At 42.7% G+C, this 22,197-nt stretch carries 22 protein-coding genes; 4 read left to right on the top strand and 18 right to left on the bottom strand.

The features are described from left to right. Positions 1-121 precede the first annotated feature (121 nt). Positions 122-649: a transcriptional repressor MprA gene (mprA, locus tag ABLA85_RS17535; protein ID WP_367965619.1), complete on the bottom strand. Its 528-nt coding sequence runs from the start codon at positions 647-649 to the stop codon at positions 122-124. A 223-nt stretch (positions 650-872) separates the two neighbouring features. Here mprA and ABLA85_RS17530 point away from each other — a divergent pair, with 223 nt between their 5' ends. Beyond that, entirely contained in the window at positions 873-1,157 is a 285-nt protein-coding gene (locus ABLA85_RS17530) for a hypothetical protein (protein ID WP_367965618.1), read from the top strand. A gap of 312 nt (positions 1,158-1,469) precedes the next feature. Here the strand turns inward: ABLA85_RS17530 and proX are convergent, their stop codons facing one another. From proX to proV, 3 genes are read right to left on the bottom strand one after another with little or no spacing between them, the layout of a single operon-like run. Then, entirely contained in the window at positions 1,470-2,510 is a 1,041-nt protein-coding gene (gene proX, locus ABLA85_RS17525) for a glycine betaine/L-proline ABC transporter substrate-binding protein ProX (RefSeq protein ID WP_367965617.1), read from the bottom strand. A gap of 15 nt (positions 2,511-2,525) precedes the next feature. After that, positions 2,526-3,629, bottom strand: coding sequence for a glycine betaine/L-proline ABC transporter permease ProW (gene proW / locus ABLA85_RS17520; protein ID WP_367965616.1), 1,104 nt, complete (start codon positions 3,627-3,629; stop codon positions 2,526-2,528). Further along, the gene (proV, locus tag ABLA85_RS17515; RefSeq protein ID WP_367965615.1) at positions 3,619-4,821 is read right to left on the bottom strand and encodes a glycine betaine/L-proline ABC transporter ATP-binding protein ProV; all 1,203 of its coding nucleotides are present in this window, start codon (positions 4,819-4,821) and stop codon (positions 3,619-3,621) included. The genes proW and proV overlap by 11 nt, the downstream gene beginning before the upstream one ends. Positions 4,822-5,583: 762 nt before the next feature. On the opposite strand from proV, the gene ABLA85_RS17510 reads away from it, so the two are divergent. Both ABLA85_RS17510 and cspE read left to right on the top strand, forming a co-directional pair. Then, positions 5,584-6,069 carry a methylated-DNA--[protein]-cysteine S-methyltransferase gene (locus tag ABLA85_RS17510; RefSeq protein ID WP_047683160.1) on the top strand — a complete coding sequence of 162 codons (486 nt, stop codon included), beginning with the start codon at positions 5,584-5,586 and terminating at the stop codon, positions 6,067-6,069. A 187-nt stretch (positions 6,070-6,256) separates the two neighbouring features. Continuing rightward, positions 6,257-6,466, top strand: a complete 210-nt coding sequence (gene cspE, locus ABLA85_RS17505; protein ID WP_045969514.1) for a transcription antiterminator/RNA stability regulator CspE — start codon at positions 6,257-6,259, stop codon at positions 6,464-6,466. Positions 6,467-6,535: 69 nt separating this feature from the next. On the opposite strand, the gene crcB is transcribed toward cspE, so the two are convergent. From crcB to lipB, 3 genes are all read right to left on the bottom strand, one after another. Continuing rightward, positions 6,536-6,910 carry a fluoride efflux transporter CrcB gene (gene crcB, locus ABLA85_RS17500; protein ID WP_367965637.1) on the bottom strand — a complete coding sequence of 125 codons (375 nt, stop codon included), beginning with the start codon at positions 6,908-6,910 and terminating at the stop codon, positions 6,536-6,538. Positions 6,911-6,922: 12 nt separating this feature from the next. Further along, positions 6,923-7,888: a lipoyl synthase gene (gene lipA / locus ABLA85_RS17495; protein WP_038260083.1), complete on the bottom strand. Its 966-nt coding sequence runs from the start codon at positions 7,886-7,888 to the stop codon at positions 6,923-6,925. A 117-nt stretch (positions 7,889-8,005) separates the two neighbouring features. Continuing rightward, positions 8,006-8,653 (bottom strand): lipoyl(octanoyl) transferase LipB, encoded by a 648-nt coding sequence (gene lipB / locus ABLA85_RS17490; RefSeq protein ID WP_367965636.1) that lies wholly within the window; start codon positions 8,651-8,653, stop codon positions 8,006-8,008. 170 nt (positions 8,654-8,823) lie between these two features. On the opposite strand from lipB, the gene ABLA85_RS17485 reads away from it, so the two are divergent. Next, entirely contained in the window at positions 8,824-10,284 is a 1,461-nt protein-coding gene (locus ABLA85_RS17485) for a TrkH family potassium uptake protein (RefSeq protein WP_367965614.1), read from the top strand. 127 nt (positions 10,285-10,411) lie between these two features. On the opposite strand, the gene ybeD is transcribed toward ABLA85_RS17485, so the two are convergent. The 11 genes from ybeD to leuS all read right to left on the bottom strand — a co-directional run bounded on the left by ybeD (position 10,412) and on the right by leuS (position 22,123). Then, entirely contained in the window at positions 10,412-10,675 is a 264-nt protein-coding gene (ybeD, locus tag ABLA85_RS17480) for a DUF493 family protein YbeD (protein ID WP_047683163.1), read from the bottom strand. A 108-nt stretch (positions 10,676-10,783) separates the two neighbouring features. Continuing rightward, positions 10,784-12,022, bottom strand: a complete 1,239-nt coding sequence (gene dacA / locus ABLA85_RS17475; RefSeq protein ID WP_367965613.1) for a D-alanyl-D-alanine carboxypeptidase DacA — start codon at positions 12,020-12,022, stop codon at positions 10,784-10,786. Positions 12,023-12,218: 196 nt separating this feature from the next. After that, complete coding sequence (gene rlpA, locus ABLA85_RS17470) at positions 12,219-13,172, bottom strand: endolytic peptidoglycan transglycosylase RlpA (protein WP_367965612.1); 954 nt, start codon at positions 13,170-13,172, stop codon at positions 12,219-12,221. A 12-nt stretch (positions 13,173-13,184) separates the two neighbouring features. Next, positions 13,185-14,297, bottom strand: a complete 1,113-nt coding sequence (gene mrdB, locus ABLA85_RS17465; protein ID WP_367965611.1) for a peptidoglycan glycosyltransferase MrdB — start codon at positions 14,295-14,297, stop codon at positions 13,185-13,187. A 17-nt stretch (positions 14,298-14,314) separates the two neighbouring features. Next, on the bottom strand, positions 14,315-16,261 hold the full coding sequence (gene mrdA / locus ABLA85_RS17460) for a peptidoglycan DD-transpeptidase MrdA (protein ID WP_367965610.1): 1,947 nt from the start codon (positions 16,259-16,261) through the stop codon (positions 14,315-14,317). 36 nt (positions 16,262-16,297) lie between these two features. Next, complete coding sequence (gene rlmH, locus ABLA85_RS17455; RefSeq protein WP_367965609.1) at positions 16,298-16,768, bottom strand: 23S rRNA (pseudouridine(1915)-N(3))-methyltransferase RlmH; 471 nt, start codon at positions 16,766-16,768, stop codon at positions 16,298-16,300. Positions 16,769-16,770: 2 nt separating this feature from the next. Beyond that, on the bottom strand, positions 16,771-17,097 hold the full coding sequence (gene rsfS, locus ABLA85_RS17450) for a ribosome silencing factor (RefSeq protein WP_081989069.1): 327 nt from the start codon (positions 17,095-17,097) through the stop codon (positions 16,771-16,773). 99 nt (positions 17,098-17,196) lie between these two features. Next, on the bottom strand, positions 17,197-17,868 hold the full coding sequence (gene nadD / locus ABLA85_RS17445) for a nicotinate-nucleotide adenylyltransferase (RefSeq protein ID WP_367965608.1): 672 nt from the start codon (positions 17,866-17,868) through the stop codon (positions 17,197-17,199). Further along, positions 17,852-18,919 (bottom strand): DNA polymerase III subunit delta, encoded by a 1,068-nt coding sequence (gene holA / locus ABLA85_RS17440; RefSeq protein WP_367965607.1) that lies wholly within the window; start codon positions 18,917-18,919, stop codon positions 17,852-17,854. The genes nadD and holA overlap by 17 nt, the downstream gene beginning before the upstream one ends. After that, the gene (gene lptE / locus ABLA85_RS17435; protein ID WP_367965606.1) at positions 18,916-19,461 is read right to left on the bottom strand and encodes an LPS assembly lipoprotein LptE; all 546 of its coding nucleotides are present in this window, start codon (positions 19,459-19,461) and stop codon (positions 18,916-18,918) included. The genes holA and lptE overlap by 4 nt, the downstream gene beginning before the upstream one ends. A 67-nt stretch (positions 19,462-19,528) precedes the next feature. Next, a complete protein-coding gene (leuS, locus tag ABLA85_RS17430) occupies positions 19,529-22,123 on the bottom strand; it encodes a leucine--tRNA ligase (protein WP_367965605.1) in 2,595 nt (864 codons plus the stop codon). Positions 22,124-22,197: the final 74 nt, after the last annotated feature.

Below are 22,197 nucleotides of genomic sequence, written 5' to 3'. Positions count from 1 at the left end.
GTCATATGACATATCAGGCCATATGACATACCAAATGATACTGGCTAGCAGAAAAGTTTTTTTAGGTCATGTTGCCATATTGTGATTTTTCGGGGTCCGGTATTGTTCATGGAGAATACAATCACTTTTTCAAACAATCCCCGATATTATCCAATTGTGCCAACAATTTTCTCATCAATTTTTCTAACTGTTTTTGTTCCTCCAGATCAAGGGCAGACCAAAGTTTAACCAGGCACTCATGCTGAGGTGGAAGTAAACTATTCAAGAAATTTGTACCTTTTTCTGTCAGATGAAGATGGAGACAACGACGATCGTTGTGGCTCTCTTTTCTTTCTATCCAGCCTTGCTTCTCTAATTCATCAGCAATTCGAGTTGCGTTTGTACGAGATGAACCCAACGCCGAGCTAAGTTCTGATGGCTGAATGCTACGACTTTCTTTGGTATCCAAGATCATCAGTGCCATAAACAAGGTTTCATTGATTCCTTGCGCTCTCAGCATGTTATTACGATTTTCCAGCATCTTGCTCTGGACATGCATCGATAAGCGGGTGAGTAATATCTCTTGATAGGGCAAACTTTTGTTCAACTCTTTTTGCTGTGCAACACGGCAATTAAGCAACTCTTCTGTGGGAGTGAATGAACTTTCCATTGTTTAGATACCTTATTAGTTTCAACCGGTAAAGTAACTTCTGCGAAAAACCATACAAATACTATATTAAAAGTTAAATTTAGCAATTATAGTTATTTATTATCATCATATTTCTTTTAATATTGATACCTAATTCATAAATACCTTGAATGTTAATCCAAAAATGGATGATCTGGATAGTGTAGAAATGCTGATGCTGCGCGTTTTATAGAAGCATACACAGATGATCAAGCAACCAATTAGAGTAAGAAAAAGCTTATTGTGCGCCCGCATCACATCAGAGCTCCCGGCAACAATCAGAAGCGAACAAATTGATGCGACTCCTATACGACACAGAACAATACTTATCTTGCCTATATTTTTACCCGGAGTTCGATTAGCTCTGGCAAAAATTTCATCGGTTAACCCAAAAGCCCAGGTTGCAGTCTTTCTGCCTGATATTGCTTCAACAGAAGTGAATCCCAATTTGATGGCACTGAGGCCAAATGTGAAGGAGATAGAAATATAGCTAACGACAATAAGAAGATTATCGAAAATACCCTTGATGAATGAAGAGCACTTGCTTGGTATTGCGGGGTCATTTATCGCTGTGCCAGATGTTAAGTTATCGGGCACAGGGGTATCAGGTATCGACATAGGGTAATTTATTTTTTTGTTAATAGTAAAACAACATTAACAAAATATAATAAAATTGAAAATATGAAATGTCTAAATTATTTAACAAATATTATTTAGAACAAAGATTTTGATCGAAAAATGGAGTTATTAGGTGATTGGGGAGTTGATTTGTTAATAAATTTATGTGTGATTATAAAAGAGGCTAAGACGAAGCTGCTTTTTGCTTCGCAGCTTTTCTGGCTTTAGCGAGCCAGCCATCAAAGGTTTTTTGATGTGCGTTAATCCAGCCGTTGGCATGATGTTCAATATCCTCTTCAGAATCTTTCCCAGTATGCATATGCATATTTTGTGCGTTGATATCTGCAACAGATAGTTGCATAACAGCAAAAAGTGCCGCCGCCGCAGGGTTTTTTTCAGCCCAAATCCGGTTCGCCACGATATGCATAGAGCTGGGGGGAAAACCATAATTGCGGCCATTTGGTAATTGAGTATCAATTTCACCGCCTTCATTGAGGGCAGAGAAAGGGACTTGTAGCCATACCACATCTTTTCCGGGTCTTAGAACATCGCTGACCCAATAAGGCGTCCAGGTGTAGTAAAAGATAGACTTACCTTCACGGTAACGGGCGATAGTATCTGCCATCATGGCGGTATAGTTCCCCTGATTTTGCTCCACGGTATTTTCTAAACCATAAGCCTTTAATTGATGGTTTATCACTTTTTCGCATCCCCAGCCGGGGTTACAGCCAGTCAGGTCTGCTTTACCGTTTCCACTGCTGTCAAACAACTTAGCCAGTTTTGGATCTCGTAATTGGGCAATATTATTGATGTGATATTTTTCGGCTGTTTTCTTATCGATCAGATATCCTTGAACAGAATTTTTAACGAAGGTCCCCTTACGGTAGAACGTGTTATCACCGCCGGCAGCTTTGTACTGTACATTATGAAGGGGAACCCAATTGACCGCCATAAAAGTGGCATCACCTGAGGCAATAGTGGCATAGGCGACGTTGTAATCGACTTCTTTGATGGGTTTGACATCATAACCAAGCTTTTCCAAAGCCTTGCAGACAATTAACGTCTGGAATGTTTCTTCACCAATGGTACTTTGTAAAGGTTGTACACTGATACCTTTTCCAGGAAGTTCTGTGGCAGCTAACGACGTGCTTGTTAATAATATTAGATTGAATCCTAAGATAATTTTCTTGTTTATGAGCTTTTTAAATTGGGTTGTGATTAGCATAATTTTCCCCTGTTATTAATCTGTTTGACTATCCTGATGTTGAGTATTTTTGTGGTGGATTAGTTTTTGCAGGGATAAGAATTTAATTAACAATCCTATTGGCCCTGTGTGATACCAGTATCTGTTATTTCTGGTGCGGATATTTCTTCCCAAAGATTGAGTTAAGCGATCAAGGATAATGGCAAGGATGACAATACCCGTCCCGCCAACTGCGGCCAGCCCTATATCAAGACGACCAATCCCCCGCAGCACCATTTGTCCCAAACCACCAACAGCGATCATTGAAGCAATAACAACCATGGATAGCGCTAACATTAATGTCTGGTTTACACCAGCCATAATTGTTGGCAGAGCAAGGGGAAGTTGGACTTTGAACAACATTTGACGTGGACTGGCACCAAAAGATCTTGCGGCTTCAATCAGATCTATCGGAACCTGTTTGATCCCTAAAATGGTCAGGCGAATAATCGGAGGTAAGGCAAAAATGATTGTTACTATAACACCCGGTACATTCCCAATACCGAATAGCATCACAATAGGCACGAGATAAACAAAGGCAGGTGTTGTCTGCATTGCATCCAGTAGAGGGCGGATGATCCTGGCTGTTCGGTTACTGCGTGCCAGCCAAATCCCGCTTGGCAGCCCAATAAGGACACAAAACAGCAAAGCCGTGAGTACCAATGCCAGTGTGATCATCGCTTGAGACCATGCCCCGATGGCACCAATAAAGCATAATGAAACTAAAGTGAGCCCGCCTATGCCGACACCTGCTAGCTGCCAGGCCAGAAATGTCAGGAAAAGTATCGTGATGGGAGCGGGCATTGACATCAAAAATTGCTCAAATCTGTTTAAGATAAAATCTACCGGAATACGTATTCCTTGAAAAAAAGGCCGGAAGTGTAGAACGATCCAATTAATAGCATGGGTGACCCATGAATCAAAAGGGATGAGTTTATGCTGAAAAGGTTCCATAATATTAAAATGCCCCTGTGAGATATTATCTGTAGGGGCGTCCAGCCAATTTGTATTTGATAATGAATCACCTGTGGTGGTGCTGTTGAGCCAGGGATCACTTGATGTTGTCTGATCGGGTGTTGATTGCGGTGTATTACTGCTCATTTGGAGCCTCCTTATCTAAAGCTTGCAACAGTATTCCTTTAGAAATAACACCCAAATAACGATGATCATCACCCACGACAGGAATGGCACAGGGGGATTGAGCTACGATGGATATCAGCTCATTCAATGACGTATCTGCTGGGACTGCGGTTGGCTCTGTCAGGATAGCGTGTTCGATAGGATATTTCTTTTCCAGAGTATCTTGCAGGGAATTGACTGAAACTACCCCAATAAATTTCTGACCTTTGTCGATTAGATAGCCATAGTTTCGATCTTCATCCTCCAGTATTTTCAACGCTGAGCGAGGCCCAAAGCCTACTGTAATATGGAGTAATGCTTCTGGCCGACGACGAGCGACATCTTTTGCTGAAAATACATGACTGATATCCACTCCCCGAAAGAATGCCTTGACATAATCACTGGCAGGATTATTTAAGATCTCATCAGGTGTTCCTACCTGAACAATAACCCCTTCCTGCATGATGGCAATGCGATCACCAATACGGATTGCTTCATCCAGATCATGGGAAATAAATATAATTGTGCGTTGATGTTGACCTTGCAGGCGTAATAACTCATCCTGCATTTCTGCACGAATAAGAGGATCAAGGGCCGAAAAAGCCTCATCCATCAGTAAAATATCAGGATTATTGGCGAGCGCTCTGGCTAATCCAATACGCTGTTGCATACCACCCGATAACTCATCCGGGTAAGACATAGTGTAATTTTCCAGATTGACTTGTTTCAGGGCTTCGAGAGCTTTGTGCTGGCGTATTTCTTTAGGAATACCAGCAAACTCCATACCGAAAGCCACATTCTCCAGCACATTTAAATGTGGCATGAGCGCAAATGATTGGAAAACCATACTGATTTTATTGCGACGGATTTCGCGCAGTTGAATGTCTGAAATAACAGAGATATCCTGCCCATCGATAATTACCTGACCTTTGGTCGGTTCTATCAGGCGGTTGAGAAGGCGTATCAGTGTGGATTTTCCTGAGCCGGACAGGCCCATAATCACAAATATCTCGCCTTCTTCGATGACCAAATTAGCATTTTGTACGCCAACTGCCATACCAGTTTTTTCAAATATTTCTGCTTTATTGTAGTTGGATTCTAATAACTTAACCGCTTGCTTTGGATGGTCACCGAATATTTTATACAGATCTTTAACTTCGAGTTTAATTGTCATGTAATAAATATTTAGCTTTGTGAAAAGGTATATTCTCTTTAATTGCTTACTTCAGATAATCTGCAGATAATTAACCCAAGCTATACTTGAGCACGTTGAGAGTTGAGATATGTTGACAACTTCCAGAACATAATTATTAACTAAAAGATAAAGTTTTTTACAGGTAAATGTCTACATTTTTTACTTAATTTTAACTTTCATTGTAGGACGGTTGAACTTAATAAAAAAAAATTATTATCGTCAGAAAGATAGAGCAAAGTAAACTTTTGTGGGATTTATCTCTTTTTGCCTTTTTTGCTTTTTTATCGTGTGGCTACTTTGAAAAAATTTATTGTCTATAATTGTAGGGTAAGAACATTTTGCTAGCTTTTATGATGGATAAGATTACCTACAATCCAACTGTGTTTGCCATAAATTATCACTCTTCTGGTAAAATTCTTTATTGATCTACGCACTTATCGAAGAATGAAAACGCGTATTTATGGCTTACAATACAGAAATCTCTTTATGAGAGGAGTACTATATATAGTAACTTTGTCGATATTTTTATCTATATATGGTGTTTTTATCTTTTTTGGATGAATGCTGCCAAAAGTAAGATGTTATATCTTATTGGTAATCCTATGATTTTTATTATCAGAAGGCGGTATGGTTTCTTTATCAAATTGTCAGATGTGTAACTGAATTCATCATTGCAAAGTGATGAAAGAGAGACTTAGGCTAGTATAGAAATATTAACAATAAATTAAATGGAGGTAGTTTATGTATCACCATTACCTGAATACTCCAGAAGGTTTTCCTAAACCTTATGTACACATCACTGCGAACGATGAAGGAGTCACTAGTATTTATTTTGTTAATGAAAAGAAAGAACTGGAATCTAAAAATGCTATTACTAAGCAGTGTGTAAAAGAGCTACAGGAATATTTTAAAGGAAAACGGCAGATATTTACGGTTCCGCTAAGTATGCAAGGAACTGAATTTCAGCAACGTGTCTGGCAGCAACTCTGTAATATCCCATTTGGTGAAATGTGGAGTTACAAACAATTAGCATTGACGTTGGGTTCGGTAAATTATTGTCGCGCAGTCGGTATGGCAAACTCACGTAATCCGATTTCACTGATTGTTCCCTGCCATCGGGTAATTGGGCATGATGGTAAGTTAGTCGGATATACAGGCGGGCTTAATATTAAGGAGTGGTTGCTGGAGCATGAGAAGAAAAAAAAGACGAAAATTAAACCAATCTAGAATGAAACGCCAATTAATTTGTGAAATGACGATTGGAGTATAGAATAATTTAATGAAATTAAACAAAACGTGCGTTTTGTACATTTTGTTATATGTTTCGTGATCTAGGTTGCAGACAGTGAACTATATTATTTGTTGTACTGTATGTAGCATGGAGTTTGTGTATTTTTTATTAAAGGTAAGTTTGATGTCTAAAATTAAAGGTAACGTTAAGTGGTTTAATGAATCTAAAGGATTCGGTTTCATCACTCCAGAAGATGGTAGTAAAGATGTTTTCGTACACTTTTCCGCCATTCAGTCTAACGGTTTCAAGACATTGGCTGAAGGCCAAAAAGTTGAATTTGAAATCACTGAGGGTGCGAAAGGTCCATCTGCTGCAAACGTTGTCGCGATCTAATTTCTAATCCCATATTCTTAAAACCCGTTTTTATAACGGGTTTTTTATGTTTTTTAATTTCTGCTTAGTTCAGAGTTTATTTATTAAGGTGAACGCGAGGGCGGTCATTAATAATGAACCGATAACATTTGCCAGAATGGTGCTTAGTGCCCAACTTATTTTCCCTGCTTGTAATAAATAAACCACTTCAGCGGAAAATGTAGAGAAAGTTGTCAATCCACCGCAGAACCCTGTTGTTAACATGAGCTTCCAGGCAGGGGCAAGATGTGTTGTTTTGCTGAAATAGGACAGCCCCAACCCGATAATGAATGCTCCAATACAGTTAGCCGTCAGAGTACCAATGGCAATAGGAGCTGAGACATTATTCAGGCGGAGGCCGATAAACCAACGTAAGACACTGCCAAAACCACCACCGATAAATACAGCGAGAATAAGATCCATCAGTAGTGGCCTCGGTTATTTGACTTCCATACCTTTGGCTTGTAAGTCAGCGTGGTAAGAAGAACGAACAAATGGCCCACAAGCTGCATGAGTAAAGCCCATTTCTAATGCTGCTTCTTTCATTTCATCAAATTCAGCCGGGTTGACATAACGTTGGACCGGCAGGTGGTGGCGACTTGGCTGCAAATATTGCCCCAATGTCAGCATAGTTACTCCGTGACTACGTAAGTCACGCATCACTTCCAAAATTTCTTCATTAGTTTCTCCCAAACCCACCATCAAACCTGATTTGGTCGGGATATCTGGATGTGCTTCTTTGAATTTTTGCAGCAGTTGTAATGACCAATTGTAGTTTGCACCTGGGCGGATCTGACGATACATCCGTGGTACGTTTTCCAGATTATGGTTAAAAACATCGGGAGGGGTTGCAGTCAGAATTTCCAGTGCACGATCCATACGGCCGCGAAAATCCGGTACTAATGTTTCAATTTTGATTGATGGATTTTTTTCACGGATCGCAGTGATACAGTCGGCAAAATGTTGAGCTCCGCCATCACGCAAATCATCACGGTCAACAGATGTGATAACAACATAGCGCAGACCCATATCCTGAATAGTTTGCGCAAGTTTAACCGGCTCATTTACATCTGGTGCATTTGGACGCCCGTGTGCCACATCACAGAACGGACAGCGGCGAGTACAAATGGCACCCAGGATCATAAAAGTGGCGGTTCCGTGGTTAAAGCATTCGGCAAGGTTAGGACAAGAGGCTTCTTCACAGACGGAATGCAATCCATTTTTGCGCATTGCCGCTTTGATTCCCTGAATGCGGCTGGAATCCGCAGGAAGTTTGATTTTCATCCACTCAGGTTTACGCAAGAGTGCTTCACGTTCTGTGACCACTGTTTTCACAGGGATCAAAGCCATCTTATCTGCGTCGCGGTATTTGATACCACGTTCCATCTGAATTGGTTTACTCATAATCGTGCTGGTTCCAGTTATATTTTTCAGATTGTTATTTATTGCTTGATTATTAAGTCAAATTCATCGGAGCAATAAGTGTATTCAAATTTTTTTGAAAAATGTTAAAAAATTATATCATCTTTCATCGGTGAGTTGAAATCCTAAGATCTGGCAGAATTTTTGTACCAGAATGGGTTGTACATCTTCAACAGTGATCCCATCTACAAGGTCACTGAGCTGAATCATTTGCATGCCTGCATAACCACATGGATTAATGCGCAAAAAGGGGTGTAAGTCCATTGCAATATTTAATGCCAAGCCATGGAAAGAACACCCTTTTCGGATACGTAATCCCAATGAACAAATTTTATTGTCTTTGACATAAACCCCTGGCGCATCTGGCCGGGCATGAGACTCAACGCCAAAATGAGCTAATGTCTCGATAACGGTATTTTCAATTGCGGTGACTAACTGACGAACCCCAATTTTAGCCCTTTTTAAGTCGATCAAAACGTACATGACTTGCTGACCTGGCCCATGATAAGTGACTTGGCCCCCCCTGTCTGATTGAATAACAGGAATATCACCCGGCGCAAGTACATGTTCTGCTTTACCTGCCTGCCCCTGTGTGAACACTTTTTCATGCTGGACAAGCCAGATTTCATCGGGAGTTTCCGCTGTACGCTGCTCGGTGAACTGGTGCATAGATTCAGAAACCGGCTCGTAAGGCTGAATACCCAACTGGCGTAGGATAACGGTGTTATGTTGCAATGGAAGTTTCATCATCAGTTAACAAAAATTGCCCGCCAGTATAACGCCCTAAAGGGATTCTCTCCAGTTAGAGAATGCCTTAATGCAATAATAATGTTAATTAGACGAATATGTTTAGATTTTATATTATCATAGTTATATATTTCGACGATTTCCCCCTTGTTTTCTGTTTGAGCTAACAGATGGTCAGAAAAAACCAACTCCTGATTGTTGGGCATCTTTGCAGTTCTCTGGTGCTCCTATACAGCCTCTCAATGTTGCTGCCTGTTTTTGTCGCTTTGTTTTATAAAGAAAAAAGTATTTTTGCGTTTTTCGAAACGTTTATTATTGGAATGATCCTTGGCGGTGTTGGGTGGTATTTCACCCGAAAAACTAAAGCACAGCCCAGTACTCAAGATGGGTTCCTTATCATCGTCTTATTCTGGTTACTTTTTTCGTTGCTCAGTGCCTTACCCTTTGTGCTGGATAAAAATCTGAATATCAATCTTGTAGATGCCATGTTTGAAGGTGTATCTGGTATTACAACGACAGGAGCAACGGTACTAAATGATGTTTCTTCATTGCCTAAGTCCGTTCTTTATTACCGAGCTCAGCTCAATTTCATCGGCGGTTTGGGAGTTATCGTGCTTGCCGTGGCTATTTTGCCATTACTTGGTATTGGTGGCGTAAAGCTTTATCAATCAGAGATGCCCGGCCCGTTTAAAGAGGAACGATTAACTCCTCGCCTTGCAGATAGTGCCAAAAGTTTATGGGTAGTTTATTTGTTGCTGGGTGGGGTATGCTCTTTCAGCTTCTGGGCCGCCGGGATGTCCTGGTTTGATGCCATTTGCCATGGGATATCAACGGTCTCTTTGGGGGGATTTTCGACCCGTAATGAAAGTCTTGGCTATTATGATAATTCTCTCATTGAAATGGTGGGAGGGATTTTCTCAATATTATCAGCGGTTAACTTCACCCTCTATTTTGTTGTCCTGACGCGAAGAAGCATCAAACCTTTACTGAAAAATGCAGAGTTTCAATTCTTCCTGCTGGTACTTTTCATCGTGATTTGTATTATTTGGCTGGAGTTATACCGCTCTGGAATGTACAGCTTGAAAGATGCTTTTGTGCATGGTTTTTTCATGACCAGCTCAATGATGACAGACAATGGTCTGGCAACTTCAGATTATGCACAGTGGCCACCTCACACGATGTTGCTGTTATTGGCGATAAGTTTTTTTGGTGGCTGTGTTGGCTCGACTTGTGGAGGCATTAAGGCGCTGCGTTTTCTGATCCTGACAAAACAAAGTTTCAGTGAGATTAATCAGCTTATTCATCCGAATGCTATTTCAACGATTAAAATAGGTAAATCACCAGTACAGGAAAGGGTACTTCGTTCCGTCTGGGGCTTTTTCTTCTTGTATATTTTTTGTAGTTGTTTCTTTATTTGGGCACTGAATTTTCTGGGATATGATCTGGTGACTTCGTTTGCTACGGTTGCCGCATGTATCAATAACATGGGAGTCGGCTATGGTGAGACAGCACAGGGTTTTGGCAATCTTGATGTTGTGGCGAAATGGATGATGTGTGCGGCTATGTTATTGGGAAGGCTAGAAATTTATCCTATTCTGATTTTGTGCTCGAAAGCGTTCTGGCGTTTTTGACTGGGGCATTAGTATAGGGTGCCAGGTGAGAATAGGAAGCTGAAAAAAGCGCTGACTTTTTTGTCAGCGCTTTTTATAGAAGTTGCAGAAGTAGAAATTGTCACGGTACTATTTATTTTTCTTCTTATTACAAGACTACGCGTACCAGTTCCAGTTTACCCAATTCTTCATACAGCGTTTCAACCTGCTCAATATGAGTTGCATTGATAGTAATGGAAACAGAGTGGTAATTACCTTTGCTGCTTGGCTTCACTGCTGGAGAGTAATCGCCCGGCGCATGGCGCTGAACCACTTCAATAACTTGATCCACCAGCTCAGGTTGAGCTAAACCCATCACTTTGTAAGTGAATGAGCAGGGGAACTCAAGCAGTTCATTTAATTTCGTTTTCATGGGCGCTCCTGATTTATTAACCACGGCAGAATGATGGATTATTCCGTGACGTGATTATTTTCTAACAATTTATATTAATATAAGGTTCAATGTTTAGCTTTCAAGATTTCAGCCAAACCAGTGATGGAATGTCAATCGGATGTAATCGAATATACGGCTAAAGAAACCCCCCTCTTTTACTTCCTGCATCACGACTAATGGACGCTGTTCGATCGTTTTACCATCAAGTTGGAAATTGATTGTGCCGACTACCTGATCTTTGGCGAGAGGGGCGTGTAGTTCATTGCTATTTAGTACATAGCTGGCTTTTAGATCTTTCAGGCGACCACGGGGAATAGTCAGGTAAACGTCCTTCTCGACACCCAGTTGGATCTTATCAATATCGCCAAACCAGACTGGTTCAGAAGCAAATTCTTTATCTGCCCGTAGTGGTGAGACAGTTTCAAAAAAACGAAAACCCCAGGTCAGTAGTTTCTTACTGTCAGTTTCACGGCCTTTGAATGTTGGGCTGCCCATTACCGTAGCAATCAGGCGCATGTTACCTTCAGTAGCAGAGGAAACAAGGTTATAGCCAGCACCACTAGTATGGCCGGTTTTGATGCCATCCACATTCAAGCTCTTATCCCACAGCAAACCATTGCGGTTGGGTTGGCGGATGTTATTGTAAGTGAATTCTTTCTCTTTATAGATGGCATATTCATCCGGTACATCGCGGATCAATGCCTGACCAATCAGCGCCATATCATGGGCAGAACTGTATTGGCCTTCTGCATCCAGACCGTGAACGGTTTGAAAGTAGGTGTTTTTCAGTCCTAAACTCTGAACATATTTATTCATCAGACTGACGAACGCATCCTGACTACCTGCTACGTAGTCCGCCATTGCTACACAAGCATCATTACCGGATTGCAGGTTAATACCACGGGACAGCATAGCGACGGAAACTTGATCGCCGGGCTTCAAAAACATCAGAGAAGAGCCTTTGAATACAGGATTTCCTGTTGCCCAGGCATCTTTACCTACCGTAACGATATCATTCGGACCAATTTTCCCTGATTTGATGGCTTGTCCAATAACATAACTGGTCATCATTTTGGTCAGGCTGGCAGGATCACGACGGACATCTGAATTCTTTTCGGCCAATATTTTTCCTGAATTGTAATCAATCAGAATATAGGCTTCGGCATCGATCTGCGGCACTCCGGGGATCATGGTTTTGAAATTATCATCCGTATTAGCGAATGCAGAAACACTGGTAGCCAGAGCAAGACTCAAGGCTGCATTTTTAATAAAACGGGAATTAGCTATACGGGAAGTAACTATACGAGAAGTAACTATGTATTTCATGATTGATTAGATAACATCCGTGAGAGAAGCATTGATAATAAACCACATAATAACAAATGACAAAAAGCGTGACATTAAACAAAATTGGAAGAGATAAAGATTTGCATTTTTTTACTCGGTTTTTTCTCTCCCCCCGCTGATATTAATCAGAATAACAAATATCAGCAGGGAGCAGACTCATCAGAGAACAATGCAATCAAGGGGCGACAATAAAGGAAGATTGGTGCATTTGGTCAGTTAATTTCTTTTGCATTTGTGCTGCTTGCTGGCGGCTGCTAAAAGGCCCTAGCTGAACACGATGAACATTATTAAATTGGGTCACACGCCCCGGTACATTAAAGCGTTGGCTTAATAATTGCTGCCATTCTTTGGCTTTTTGTTCAGAACTGACAGCACCAACTTGTACCATATAACCAGAGGAAGTGGCTAAGGCTGATTCAGGGATTGTTTTCTCTGAAGGTACAGGAGGTTGATTTTCTCTATTTCCAGACAGATTTTGGTTTGAGCTATTCTGTTCAGGAGAATCCGGCGTCATGTTTATGACAGCCTCCGTTGATGGAGAATTAAGGACAGGCCTATCAGGTAAAGCATAACTTTGTTTGACAATAGTTGAACCCGCTGTCCCCAAACCAGAAAGTGATCCATCAGGAGCAACCTGAATGCCATCCAGTTTTACCCGACTTTGTGGCATCAAATTCAGTCGTTCGGCAACAGCTCGTGATAATTCAACCGCTTTTCCCGGTTTATTGTAGGGACCGCGATCATTAACTCTGACGATTATCATGCGACCATTGCTTAAGTTGGTGACGCGTACATAGCCTGGAATTGGAAGTGTCGGGTGAGCAGCCGTCAAAGCATAAGGACTGGCTCGTTCTCCAATTGCTGTCAATTTTCCGTTCGTTTCTTCACCAAATACACTGGCATAGCCTGTTTGAGTAAACTGGGCAGGGTCCTGAATGATATGATAGTTTTCTCCATCTCTGCTGTAATCTTGGTTAGCACTTGGATGGTAAGGCTCATATACAGGCTCTGCTCCCAATACATCACGGGTCGGAACTGGCGGAACAGAAGAAGCGCCTCTTTCATTGTTTGTTGTACAGCCTGAAATCAGTACAGCCACTATGCTAAGAATAAGCCATTGTTGACGCATGAAATTTCTTCCTCATAGACTTTTGGATAATAACTTGCGATGAGTATGTATCGACATGATAATGCCGAATCCTGCCATTAAGACAATTAACGCTGAACCTCCGTAGCTAATCAGGGGCAGGGGGACACCGACTACAGGCAAAATACCGCTAACCATGCCGATATTCACGAAGACATAGACAAACAATATTAATATCAGCCCCCCTACCATGACACGGCCGAAGGTGTTTTGTGCGTTGGCAGCGATAAACAGGCCGCGAATGATGATTAATAGGTAAAGTGCCAATAAAACGAGGACACCGATCAATCCCAATTCTTCCGCTAAGACAGCAAAAATAAAGTCGGTATGACGTTCAGGCAAAAACTCTAATTGTGATTGTGTGCCTTGTAACCAGCCTTTTCCAAATAACCCACCTGATCCAATAGCAATTTTTGATTGAATGATGTGATAGCCTTTACCCAATGGGTCACTTTCTGGATCTAACAACATCATGACCCTGGCTCGCTGATAATCATGCATTAAAAAGAACCATAAGATAGGCAGGAAACAGGCAACCAGTAAAACGGCAATAGCAATTAACCGCCAGTTCATTCCTGCCAGAAACAGGATAAACAACCCGGAAGTCGCTATCAGGATAGATGTACCTAAATCAGGTTGTGCAGCGACAAGCAGAGTAGGCAAGAATATCAGTACTAATGCAATACCTGTATTTTTCAGGGAAGGAGGGCAAAGGTCACGATTTATAAAGCGTGCAATCATCAAAGGGACAGCGATTTTGGCAATTTCTGATGGCTGAAAGCGTACAATGCCTAAATCCAGCCAACGCTGAGCCCCTTTACTTATTTGCCCAAAAACATCGACAAAGACGAGTAGCATGACACAGACAATATAAAGATAAGGAGCCCAACTTTCGTATATGCGAGGTGGTACTTGAGCCAGGGCGATCATGACCGCTAAGCCAATGAGCACCTGCCCGATTTTACGTTCCATCATGTCAATGTCTTGTCCACTGGCGCTCCACATAATGAAAAGACTATAGGCCAGCAGTGCCAGAATACAGAGTAGCAGAGGGATATCTATATGTATTCTGGTCCAGAAAGGAACTTTATTCTGCGATTCTGTCATAGCATTACTCAATTAGCTTATGTTCTGGTAGCCGGTTCTTGGGTAGATGGTTTTTTGCCAACGGGTTCTCCTGTAGACGATTTTCTACTTTTATTAGCTGACTCAGTAGATGAAGTGCCTTTATTATTCCTGATCAGAATATGATCCAGAATTTGGCGCACAATAGTGCCAACAGATGGCCCCGCTCCTCCATTCTCCAAAATAATGGAAACCGCAACGGTTGGATTATCGTAAGGAGCAAAAGCAATCATTAGCCTATGATCCCGTAGATGCTCCGCCAATTTACTCGCATTATAGGTTTCATATCTGAACACCTGCGCCGTACCGGTTTTTACTGCGGCTTTATAAGGAGTACCGGCAAAAAAGCTGCGTGCTGTGCCATTGGGGGCATTAGCAACACCATACATGCCATCTTTGGCAATCTCCCAATACCCAGAATGAATATCTCCGATGGGTTCACTGACAGGAGGCTGATAAGGATGTATGTCACCATTTACCCGTGTTCCCAGTAAAAAATGCGGTGTTTTTACCTCGCCATCATTAATCAATATCATCAGGGCTTTTACCATCTGCATAGGTGTTGCCGTCCAGTATCCCTGACCAATGCCAACAGATATCGTATCTCCTTGAAACCACGGTTTTTTATAACGCTTTTGTTTCCATTCCCGTGTCGGCATGTTACCCGCCGCCTCTTCTTTCAAGTCAATACCAGTTAATTGACCAAAACCAAATTTTGTCATCCAGTTGGAGATCCTATCAATACCCATATCATAGGCTAACTGATAGAAAAAGGTATCTGCTGATTCAACAAGGGACTTATGCACATTCAAAAGACCATGCCCATAACGTTTCCAGTCACGATAACTCATATTAGAGTTAGGCAATTGCCACCAGCCTGGATCGTTGATGGTTGTATTCTTTGTGATGACACCACTACTTAGTGCTGCAACGGCGATAAAAGGTTTTACTGTTGAGGCGGGAGGGTAAGCGCCTTGTGTTGCACGGTTAATCAATGGGCGGTTGGGGTTGTTAAGCAGAGCTTTATAATCCTTACTGGAAATGCCATCAACAAACAGATTAGGGTCATAGCTTGGGTTGGATACCATTGCCAGAACTTCGCCGGTACGAGGATCTGTGACAACAACTGCTGCACGGCTGGTTGTCAGTATCTCTTCAATGTAAGTTTGTAGCTCTAAGTCTATTGATAGATAGATATCTTTACCCGCTTGTGGTGGCTGCTCATGTAACTGGCGAATAACTTTACCACGGTTATTGACTTCAACTTCTTCATAACCGGGTTTTCCATGCAGAACAGGTTCATAATAGCGTTCAATACCTAGTTTGCCGATGTCATGAGTCGCGGCGTAATCCGGCAAAATCCCCTCTTTGTCGAGTCGCTCTACGTCTTTATCATTAATTTTAGAAACATAACCGATGACATGGGTGAGGGCAGAACCATATGGGTAATAACGGCGTTGGTATCCTTTGATTTCCAACCCTGGGAAGCGGTATTGATTGACAGAGAATCGGGCAACCTGTACTTGAGTCAGTGATGTTTTCAGAGGTATTGATGTGAAGCGGCGTGCGCGCACCCGCTCTTTTTTGAAATTTTCGATATCTTCATCGGTTAACCCGATGATGGAACGCAACTCATTTAAGGTCTTATCAATATCAGCAACTTTTTGGGGGACAATCTCCAACTGGTAAATCGTACGGTTAGCTGCCAGTAGTATACCGTTACGGTCATAAATGAGTCCCCGGCTTGGGGCAATGGGAACAAGTTTAATACGGTTCCCATTTGAGCGTGTTTGATAATCTTCGTGGCGGGTGATCTGGAGATTATAGAGATTGGCAATCAGAACCCCTGTTAAAAGGATAATGCCGGCAAACGCCACCAGCGCGCGGCGTATAAAAAGGGCTGATTCAGCCGTATGATCGCGAAAAGGGGTTCGTTTATTTTTCATCCCATTACCAGAACTCACGGTGATAGATTACCTAACTTATTCCCGATGATAAGGGTGATTAGTTGTAATGCTCCATGCCCGGTACAAGCTCTCTGCAACCAAAACCCGTACCAGAGGATGTGGAAGAGTCAGGGGAGAAAGAGACCAGCTTTGTTCTGCGGCGGCTTTACAGGCAGGCGCTAAACCCTCTGGGCCTCCAATCAGCAAACTGACATTTCTTCCATCCTGTTTCCAGCGTTCAAGTTGTTGTGCCAACTGGGGAGTATCCCAACGAGATCCGGGGATATCTAATGTGACAATGCGATTGCCTTTATTGACAGCCGACAGCATTTGTTCGCCTTCTTTTTCCAGAATACGTTTGATGTCGGCGTTTTTGCCTCGTTTTCCAGCCGGAATTTCAATTAATTCGAATGGCATGTCTTTGGGAAAACGATGCAGGTAATCCGTAAAGCCGGTCTGCACCCAGTCCGGCATTTTTGTACCTACAGCGACAAGTTGTAACTTCAACCTCAGCTCCAGAGTTTTTCTAGTTCATACATGCGACGGCTGTCTTCCTGCATGACATGTACCATCACTTCGCCGAGGTCAACAACGATCCAGTCTGAAATGCCTTGTCCTTCGACACCCAGAGGCATAATGCCCGCTTTACGGCAGTCATCAACAAGATTGTCTGCGACTGACATCAGATGGCGACTTGATGTACCAGTGCAGATAACCATGCAGTCTGTAATACTGGATTTTCCTCGAACATCTATAGAAACAATATCCTGTGCTTTGGAATCTTCAAGTTTATCAATAATAAATTGTTGTAGTTCTGTGCCTTGCAAAAGGATCACCTTAATTTCATCAAATTAGTTGTGTAACGTAGAATAATAGCATGTCCGTCTCTATAAACGTAAGCGGCTCAACGGCGAAATCCCATAATGATTTAACTATCAGCTATATAACTTATGTGAATCAATATAATTTTGTATTGATGTAGGCAGTAAATCATCACAGTTCAAACCTTGTTGATGGCGCTGACGTATATCTGTTGCTGAAATGTCTAATAACGGAGTTTCAGCCAGATAAATATAACCGTGTGATTTTTGGCTTAATGGGGCCGGAGTATCAACTTGGTGTTGCTCAAGCCACTTCTGCATTTTTGGGGTTGCCAGTTGTCTTGCATATCCTGGACGGGAACAGACCAATAGATGACAGATATCCAATAATTCTGTCCAGCGATGCCATGTATGGATAGATTGCAGAGAGTCTTGTCCTATGATGAATGCCAGTGGACATCGTTTCCCAACTTCTTCACGGAATGATTTCAATGTTTCGATGGTGTAAGAAGGTGTCTGACGTTGCAATTCTCGAGTATCAACTGTGAAGAGCGGGTTATCCTGTACCGCCAGATACACCATTTCCAACCGTTGTTGAGGAGAAGTTTCGGGTTGAGGACGATGCGGTGGGACATGATTAGGTAACAAAATAACCTGTTTAAGACCCACTTGTTTCGCTAATGCTTCCACCGGGAGCAAATGACCATAATGGATGGGATCAAAAGTGCCACCAAATAAAGCATGAATAATCGGTGAATTTAAGGATGAATTAGTGGTATGAAGCATTCAAAAAGCTCTCTGGTAATATTTTTCCGTGCGTTTTTCCGTGGGGGTTTCCGTATAGCAACAGCATAGAAAGTGTTTCCAGGTCAGCCCAAATCGATTGGCCATAATCCTGTTTGATGCACAGTTCCATCTGGGTTAACAAATGAATAGCCGAATGTAGATCTTGTAATGACAGCCGCTGTAATGCCGTTGTCAGAAGTGTTCGGCGGTTTTGCCACACTTTATGTTGATCAAACAGTGTCTTCAAAGGCGTCGTTTTTTCCTGACGCTTAAGCGCTAACAGCAGCATAAGTTCCCGCTGTATCGTGCGCAGTAAAATAATTGCTTCGGTATCTTCTTGTCGTAGTTGTTTCAGGATATGCCATGCCCGCTTGATCTTGCCTGCCAGCAGAGCATCAACCCAATGATAAGGAGTAAAATGTGCCGCATCATTGACTGCATCTTCGACACGATGAAGAGTTAGCCGATTATCCGGGTAGAGTAATGAGAGGCGTTCTAATGCTTGAGACAGTGCCAGCAGGTTGCCTTCGTAGCAATAGCACAATAATTGGTTTGCTTCATCTTCCAATGACAATCCCATACTTTTAGCGCGTTGTGCCACCCATTGGGGAAGACGATTTTGTTCTGGATTAAGGCAACTGACATAGACACCATGCTTTCCAATTGCTTTGAACCATGCGCTGTTTTCTTGTGCTTTGGTCAGTTTATGCCCACGCAGTATTAACAGAATATCTTCATGCAATAATTCAGAAAGTTTGGTCAGACGTTCGGCCATTGCCGTATTGGGGCCATTCTCAGGTAATAACAAAGTAATTGACTGACGGCTGGCGAAAAGGCTGAGTGACTGACATAGGCTGAAGATTTCATCCCATTCGGTATGGTTATCCAACGAGAACGAAAAATGTTCTACAAAGCCATGCTGTTCAGCCACTCTACGAATGTTGTCCTGACTTTCCTGTAGCAACAACGGTTCGTTGCCCCATAACAGGTAGCTGCTTCGCAGCCCTTCCTTGAGCTGCGAAAGAAGTTGTTCAGGATAGAGTCTGATCATTGTTTTTGCGTAGTTGCTGCTTGCTGTTTTTTAGCCGGTTTTAGCTGTTCTGCACTTTGAACTGTCAGCAGTTGGCGTATAAGCTGGCGGGCAGCTTGTTCACGCATTTCTTGCTGAACCAGTTCATTTTCTGCATCTTTTGCCAGAGCTTCCAATGGGTTATCGAAGAAAGCGCGATCAACCCTTGCCTGCAATGGATAGATACTGCCATTCGGCATCAGAACTTGTGCATCAACATTCAGTACTAGCTGACGTTCTGCTGCTTTACCATCCTGAAACACTGATACAGTGTCTTTGTTTTCACTTGAACCTAACAGTTTCAGGATCGGAACAGAGGTACTGGCCTGTTCAACAATTTTGACGTCATTCAGACGTAGTTGCTGGCGTACTGCTCGTGCCAATGGTCCGTATGGATCACTCGAACTTAATTGTAACGTCTGAAGTTCTTTTGGTACTTGTGTTGTGCCACGAAGGTGAAAACCGCAGCCAGCGGTGACCAGCACCGCTAACCCCAGCAACAACGTGAAAATACGATGCCGCATATTCTTTCCTATCACATTTACTGCCACACTTTTTATCACAAGAATGGCCTCCCATTATCAGCTAATATCAGCCAACGACCAGATTTAGCAATTTGCCCGGAACATAGATGACTTTACGAATACTCACGCCTTCAAGATATTTCGTTACGCTGTATTCTTGGGTTGCCATCTCCTGAACGTACTCTTTTGTCGCGTCTGCTGGTACAGTAACGCGGCCACGGACTTTGCCGTTAATCTGGATGATGACCAGTTTAGTATCATCAACCATTGCTTGTTCATCAGCCTGCGGCCATTCAGCAACATCAATGTCACTTTCATTACCGAGCGCTTTCCACATAACGAAACAAGCATGTGGAGTGATAGGTGAAAGCATACGCACAATTGCTGTCAGCGCTTCTTGCATCAGAGCACGATCCTGCTCTGTTTCCTGTGGTGCGCGGGTCAGTTTGTTCATTAGCTCCATGATAGCGGCAACTGCGGTATTGAATGCCTGACGGCGACCAATATCATCAGTAACTTTAGCTATCGTTTTGTGCAGATCACGACGCAAGTCTTTCTGCTCTGCTGTCAAGTTAGCAATATCCAACAGTTCAGGTTCGCCTTTGTCTGCGTTTTTATTAACGTGCTCATGAACCAGACGCCATACACGTTTCAGGAAGCGGTTAGCGCCTTCTACACCAGACTCTTGCCATTCCAGAGTCAGCTCTGGTGGTGCAGCGAACATCATAAACAAGCGAACGGTATCTGCGCCATATTTATCAACCATAAGTTGTGGATCGATACCGTTATTTTTGGATTTTGACATTTTGCTCATGCCAGTATAGATCAACTCATGACCCGCCTGATCCATTGCTTTTATGATACGGCCTTTTTCATCACGTTCAATAATTGCATCGGCCGGTGACACCCAAACTTTTTCACCGTTGCTACCGGTGTAATAGAAAGCATCGGCCAGAACCATGCCTTGACACAACAGACGTTTTGCTGGTTCATCAGAATTAACCAGGCCCGCGTCCCGCATCAATTTGTGGAAGAAACGGAAATACATCAGGTGCATGATAGCGTGTTCAATACCACCGATATATTGATCCACTGGCAGCCAATAGTTAGCGGCAGCAGCATCAAGCATACCTTTGTCGTAATCCGGGCAGGTATAGCGTGCGTAATACCATGATGATTCCATAAAGGTATCGAAGGTATCGGTTTCACGCAGAGCCGGTTGGCCGTTGATAGTGGTTTTTGCCCACTCAGGGTCAGCTTTGATTGGGCTGGTAATGCCATCCATCACAACATCTTCTGGCAGGATCACTGGCAGTTGATCTTCAGGAACAGGTACAACAGTACCATCTTCCAGTGTTGCCATTGGAATTGGTGCCCCCCAGTAACGCTGACGAGAAACACCCCAGTCACGCAGACGATAGTTAACTTTGCGTTTGCCAACTCCCATCTCAACCAGCTTATCTGCGATGGCATTGAAGCCTTCTTCGTGGCTCAGGCCACTGAACTCACCGGAATTAACCAGAGCATTTTTATCGGTGACAGCCGCTTCCTGAACCGTTGGTACGTTACCATCGTTATCCAGAATAACCACTTTCATTGGCAGATTATATTTAGTGGCAAACTCCCAATCGCGTTGGTCATGGGCTGGAACTGCCATGACAGCACCTGTGCCGTATTCCATCAGTACGAAGTTAGCAACCCAGATAGCGATTCGTTCATTGGTTAATGGGTGGATGACGGACATACCGGTTGACATGCCTTTTTTCTCCATAGTTGCCATGTCTGCTTCGGCAACTTTGGTATTACGGCATTCATTGATGAATTCAGCCAGCTTCGGATTATTTTCCGCAGCTTGTTTTGCCAGGGGATGACCTGCGGCTACGGCAACATAGGTCGTTCCCATAAAGGTATCTGGGCGGGTAGTATAAACGGTCAGTTTTTCTTGGCTATCAGCGACATCAAAGGTGATTTCGATACCTTCAGAACGACCGATCCAGTTACGCTGCATGACCTTAACCTGTTCAGGCCAGTCTTCCAGCTTATCCAGATCATTTAACAGTTCTTCTGCATAATCGGTGATTTTAATAAACCACTGTGGGATTTCTTTGCGTTCTACCTGGCTGTCACAACGCCAGCAGCAGCCATCAATAACTTGTTCATTTGCCAGAACTGTCAGGTCATTTGGGCACCAGTTAACAGCAGAGGTTTTTTTGTAAACCAGTCCTTTTTCATACAACTTAGTAAAGAACCACTGCTCCCAGCGATAATATTCTGGTGTACAGGTTGTGACTTCACGATCCCAATCATAACCGAATCCTAGCATTTTCAGCTGACCTTTCATGTATTCGATGTTGGAATAAGTCCACGGAGCAGGGGCAGTTTTGTTCTTAACCGCAGCGCCTTCTGCTGGCAGGCCAAAGGCATCCCAACCGATAGGTTGTAGTACATTTTTGCCAAGCATACGCTGATAACGGGAGATCACATCACCAATAGTGTAATTACGAACATGGCCCATATGTAGTCGGCCAGAAGGATAAGGTAGCATAGACAGGCAATAGTATTTTTCTTTGCTGCTGTCTTCGGTCACTTTAAAAGTTTGCTTCTCTTGCCAATGAAGCTGGACTTGTTGCTCTATGTCTTCTGGACGATATTGTTCTTGCATGGCACCGATAATCCTATGGTGAGTAATAAAGCTACGCTTTTAGCGAGCGTGTTTGTTTATGAAATTTAGGATGA

Source organism: Xenorhabdus sp. SGI246, assembly GCF_040838225.1.
GTDB classification, from domain to species: domain Bacteria; phylum Pseudomonadota; class Gammaproteobacteria; order Enterobacterales; family Enterobacteriaceae; genus Xenorhabdus; species Xenorhabdus indica.
The sequence above is the reverse complement of the archived record's forward strand: the minus strand, read 5'-3'. Positions and strand labels throughout refer to the sequence as shown.

Bases quoted from the DNA above. Each gene is read 5' to 3' on its own strand.
- mprA (WP_367965619.1), bottom strand. From the start codon at position 649: ATGGAAAGTTCATTCACTCCCACAGAAGAGTTGCTTAATTGCCGTGTT.
- ABLA85_RS17530 (WP_367965618.1), top strand. From the start codon at position 873: ATGATCAAGCAACCAATTAGAGTAAGAAAAAGCTTATTGTGCGCCCGC.
- proX (WP_367965617.1), bottom strand. From the start codon at position 2,510: ATGCTAATCACAACCCAATTTAAAAAGCTCATAAACAAGAAAATTATC.
- proW (WP_367965616.1), bottom strand. From the start codon at position 3,629: ATGAGCAGTAATACACCGCAATCAACACCCGATCAGACAACATCAAGT.
- proV (WP_367965615.1), bottom strand. From the start codon at position 4,821: ATGACAATTAAACTCGAAGTTAAAGATCTGTATAAAATATTCGGTGAC.
- ABLA85_RS17510 (WP_047683160.1), top strand. From the start codon at position 5,584: ATGTATCACCATTACCTGAATACTCCAGAAGGTTTTCCTAAACCTTAT.
- cspE (WP_045969514.1), top strand. From the start codon at position 6,257: ATGTCTAAAATTAAAGGTAACGTTAAGTGGTTTAATGAATCTAAAGGA.
- lipA (WP_038260083.1), bottom strand. From the start codon at position 7,888: ATGAGTAAACCAATTCAGATGGAACGTGGTATCAAATACCGCGACGCA.
- lipB (WP_367965636.1), bottom strand. From the start codon at position 8,653: ATGAAACTTCCATTGCAACATAACACCGTTATCCTACGCCAGTTGGGT.
- ABLA85_RS17485 (WP_367965614.1), top strand. From the start codon at position 8,824: ATGGTCAGAAAAAACCAACTCCTGATTGTTGGGCATCTTTGCAGTTCT.
- ybeD (WP_047683163.1), bottom strand. From the start codon at position 10,675: ATGAAAACGAAATTAAATGAACTGCTTGAGTTCCCCTGCTCATTCACT.
- dacA (WP_367965613.1), bottom strand. From the start codon at position 12,022: ATGAAATACATAGTTACTTCTCGTATAGTTACTTCCCGTATAGCTAAT.
- rlpA (WP_367965612.1), bottom strand. From the start codon at position 13,172: ATGCGTCAACAATGGCTTATTCTTAGCATAGTGGCTGTACTGATTTCA.
- mrdB (WP_367965611.1), bottom strand. From the start codon at position 14,297: ATGACAGAATCGCAGAATAAAGTTCCTTTCTGGACCAGAATACATATA.
- mrdA (WP_367965610.1), bottom strand. From the start codon at position 16,261: ATGAAAAATAAACGAACCCCTTTTCGCGATCATACGGCTGAATCAGCC.
- nadD (WP_367965608.1), bottom strand. From the start codon at position 17,868: ATGCTTCATACCACTAATTCATCCTTAAATTCACCGATTATTCATGCT.
- holA (WP_367965607.1), bottom strand. From the start codon at position 18,919: ATGATCAGACTCTATCCTGAACAACTTCTTTCGCAGCTCAAGGAAGGG.
- lptE (WP_367965606.1), bottom strand. From the start codon at position 19,461: ATGCGGCATCGTATTTTCACGTTGTTGCTGGGGTTAGCGGTGCTGGTC.
- leuS (WP_367965605.1), bottom strand. From the start codon at position 22,123: ATGCAAGAACAATATCGTCCAGAAGACATAGAGCAACAAGTCCAGCTT.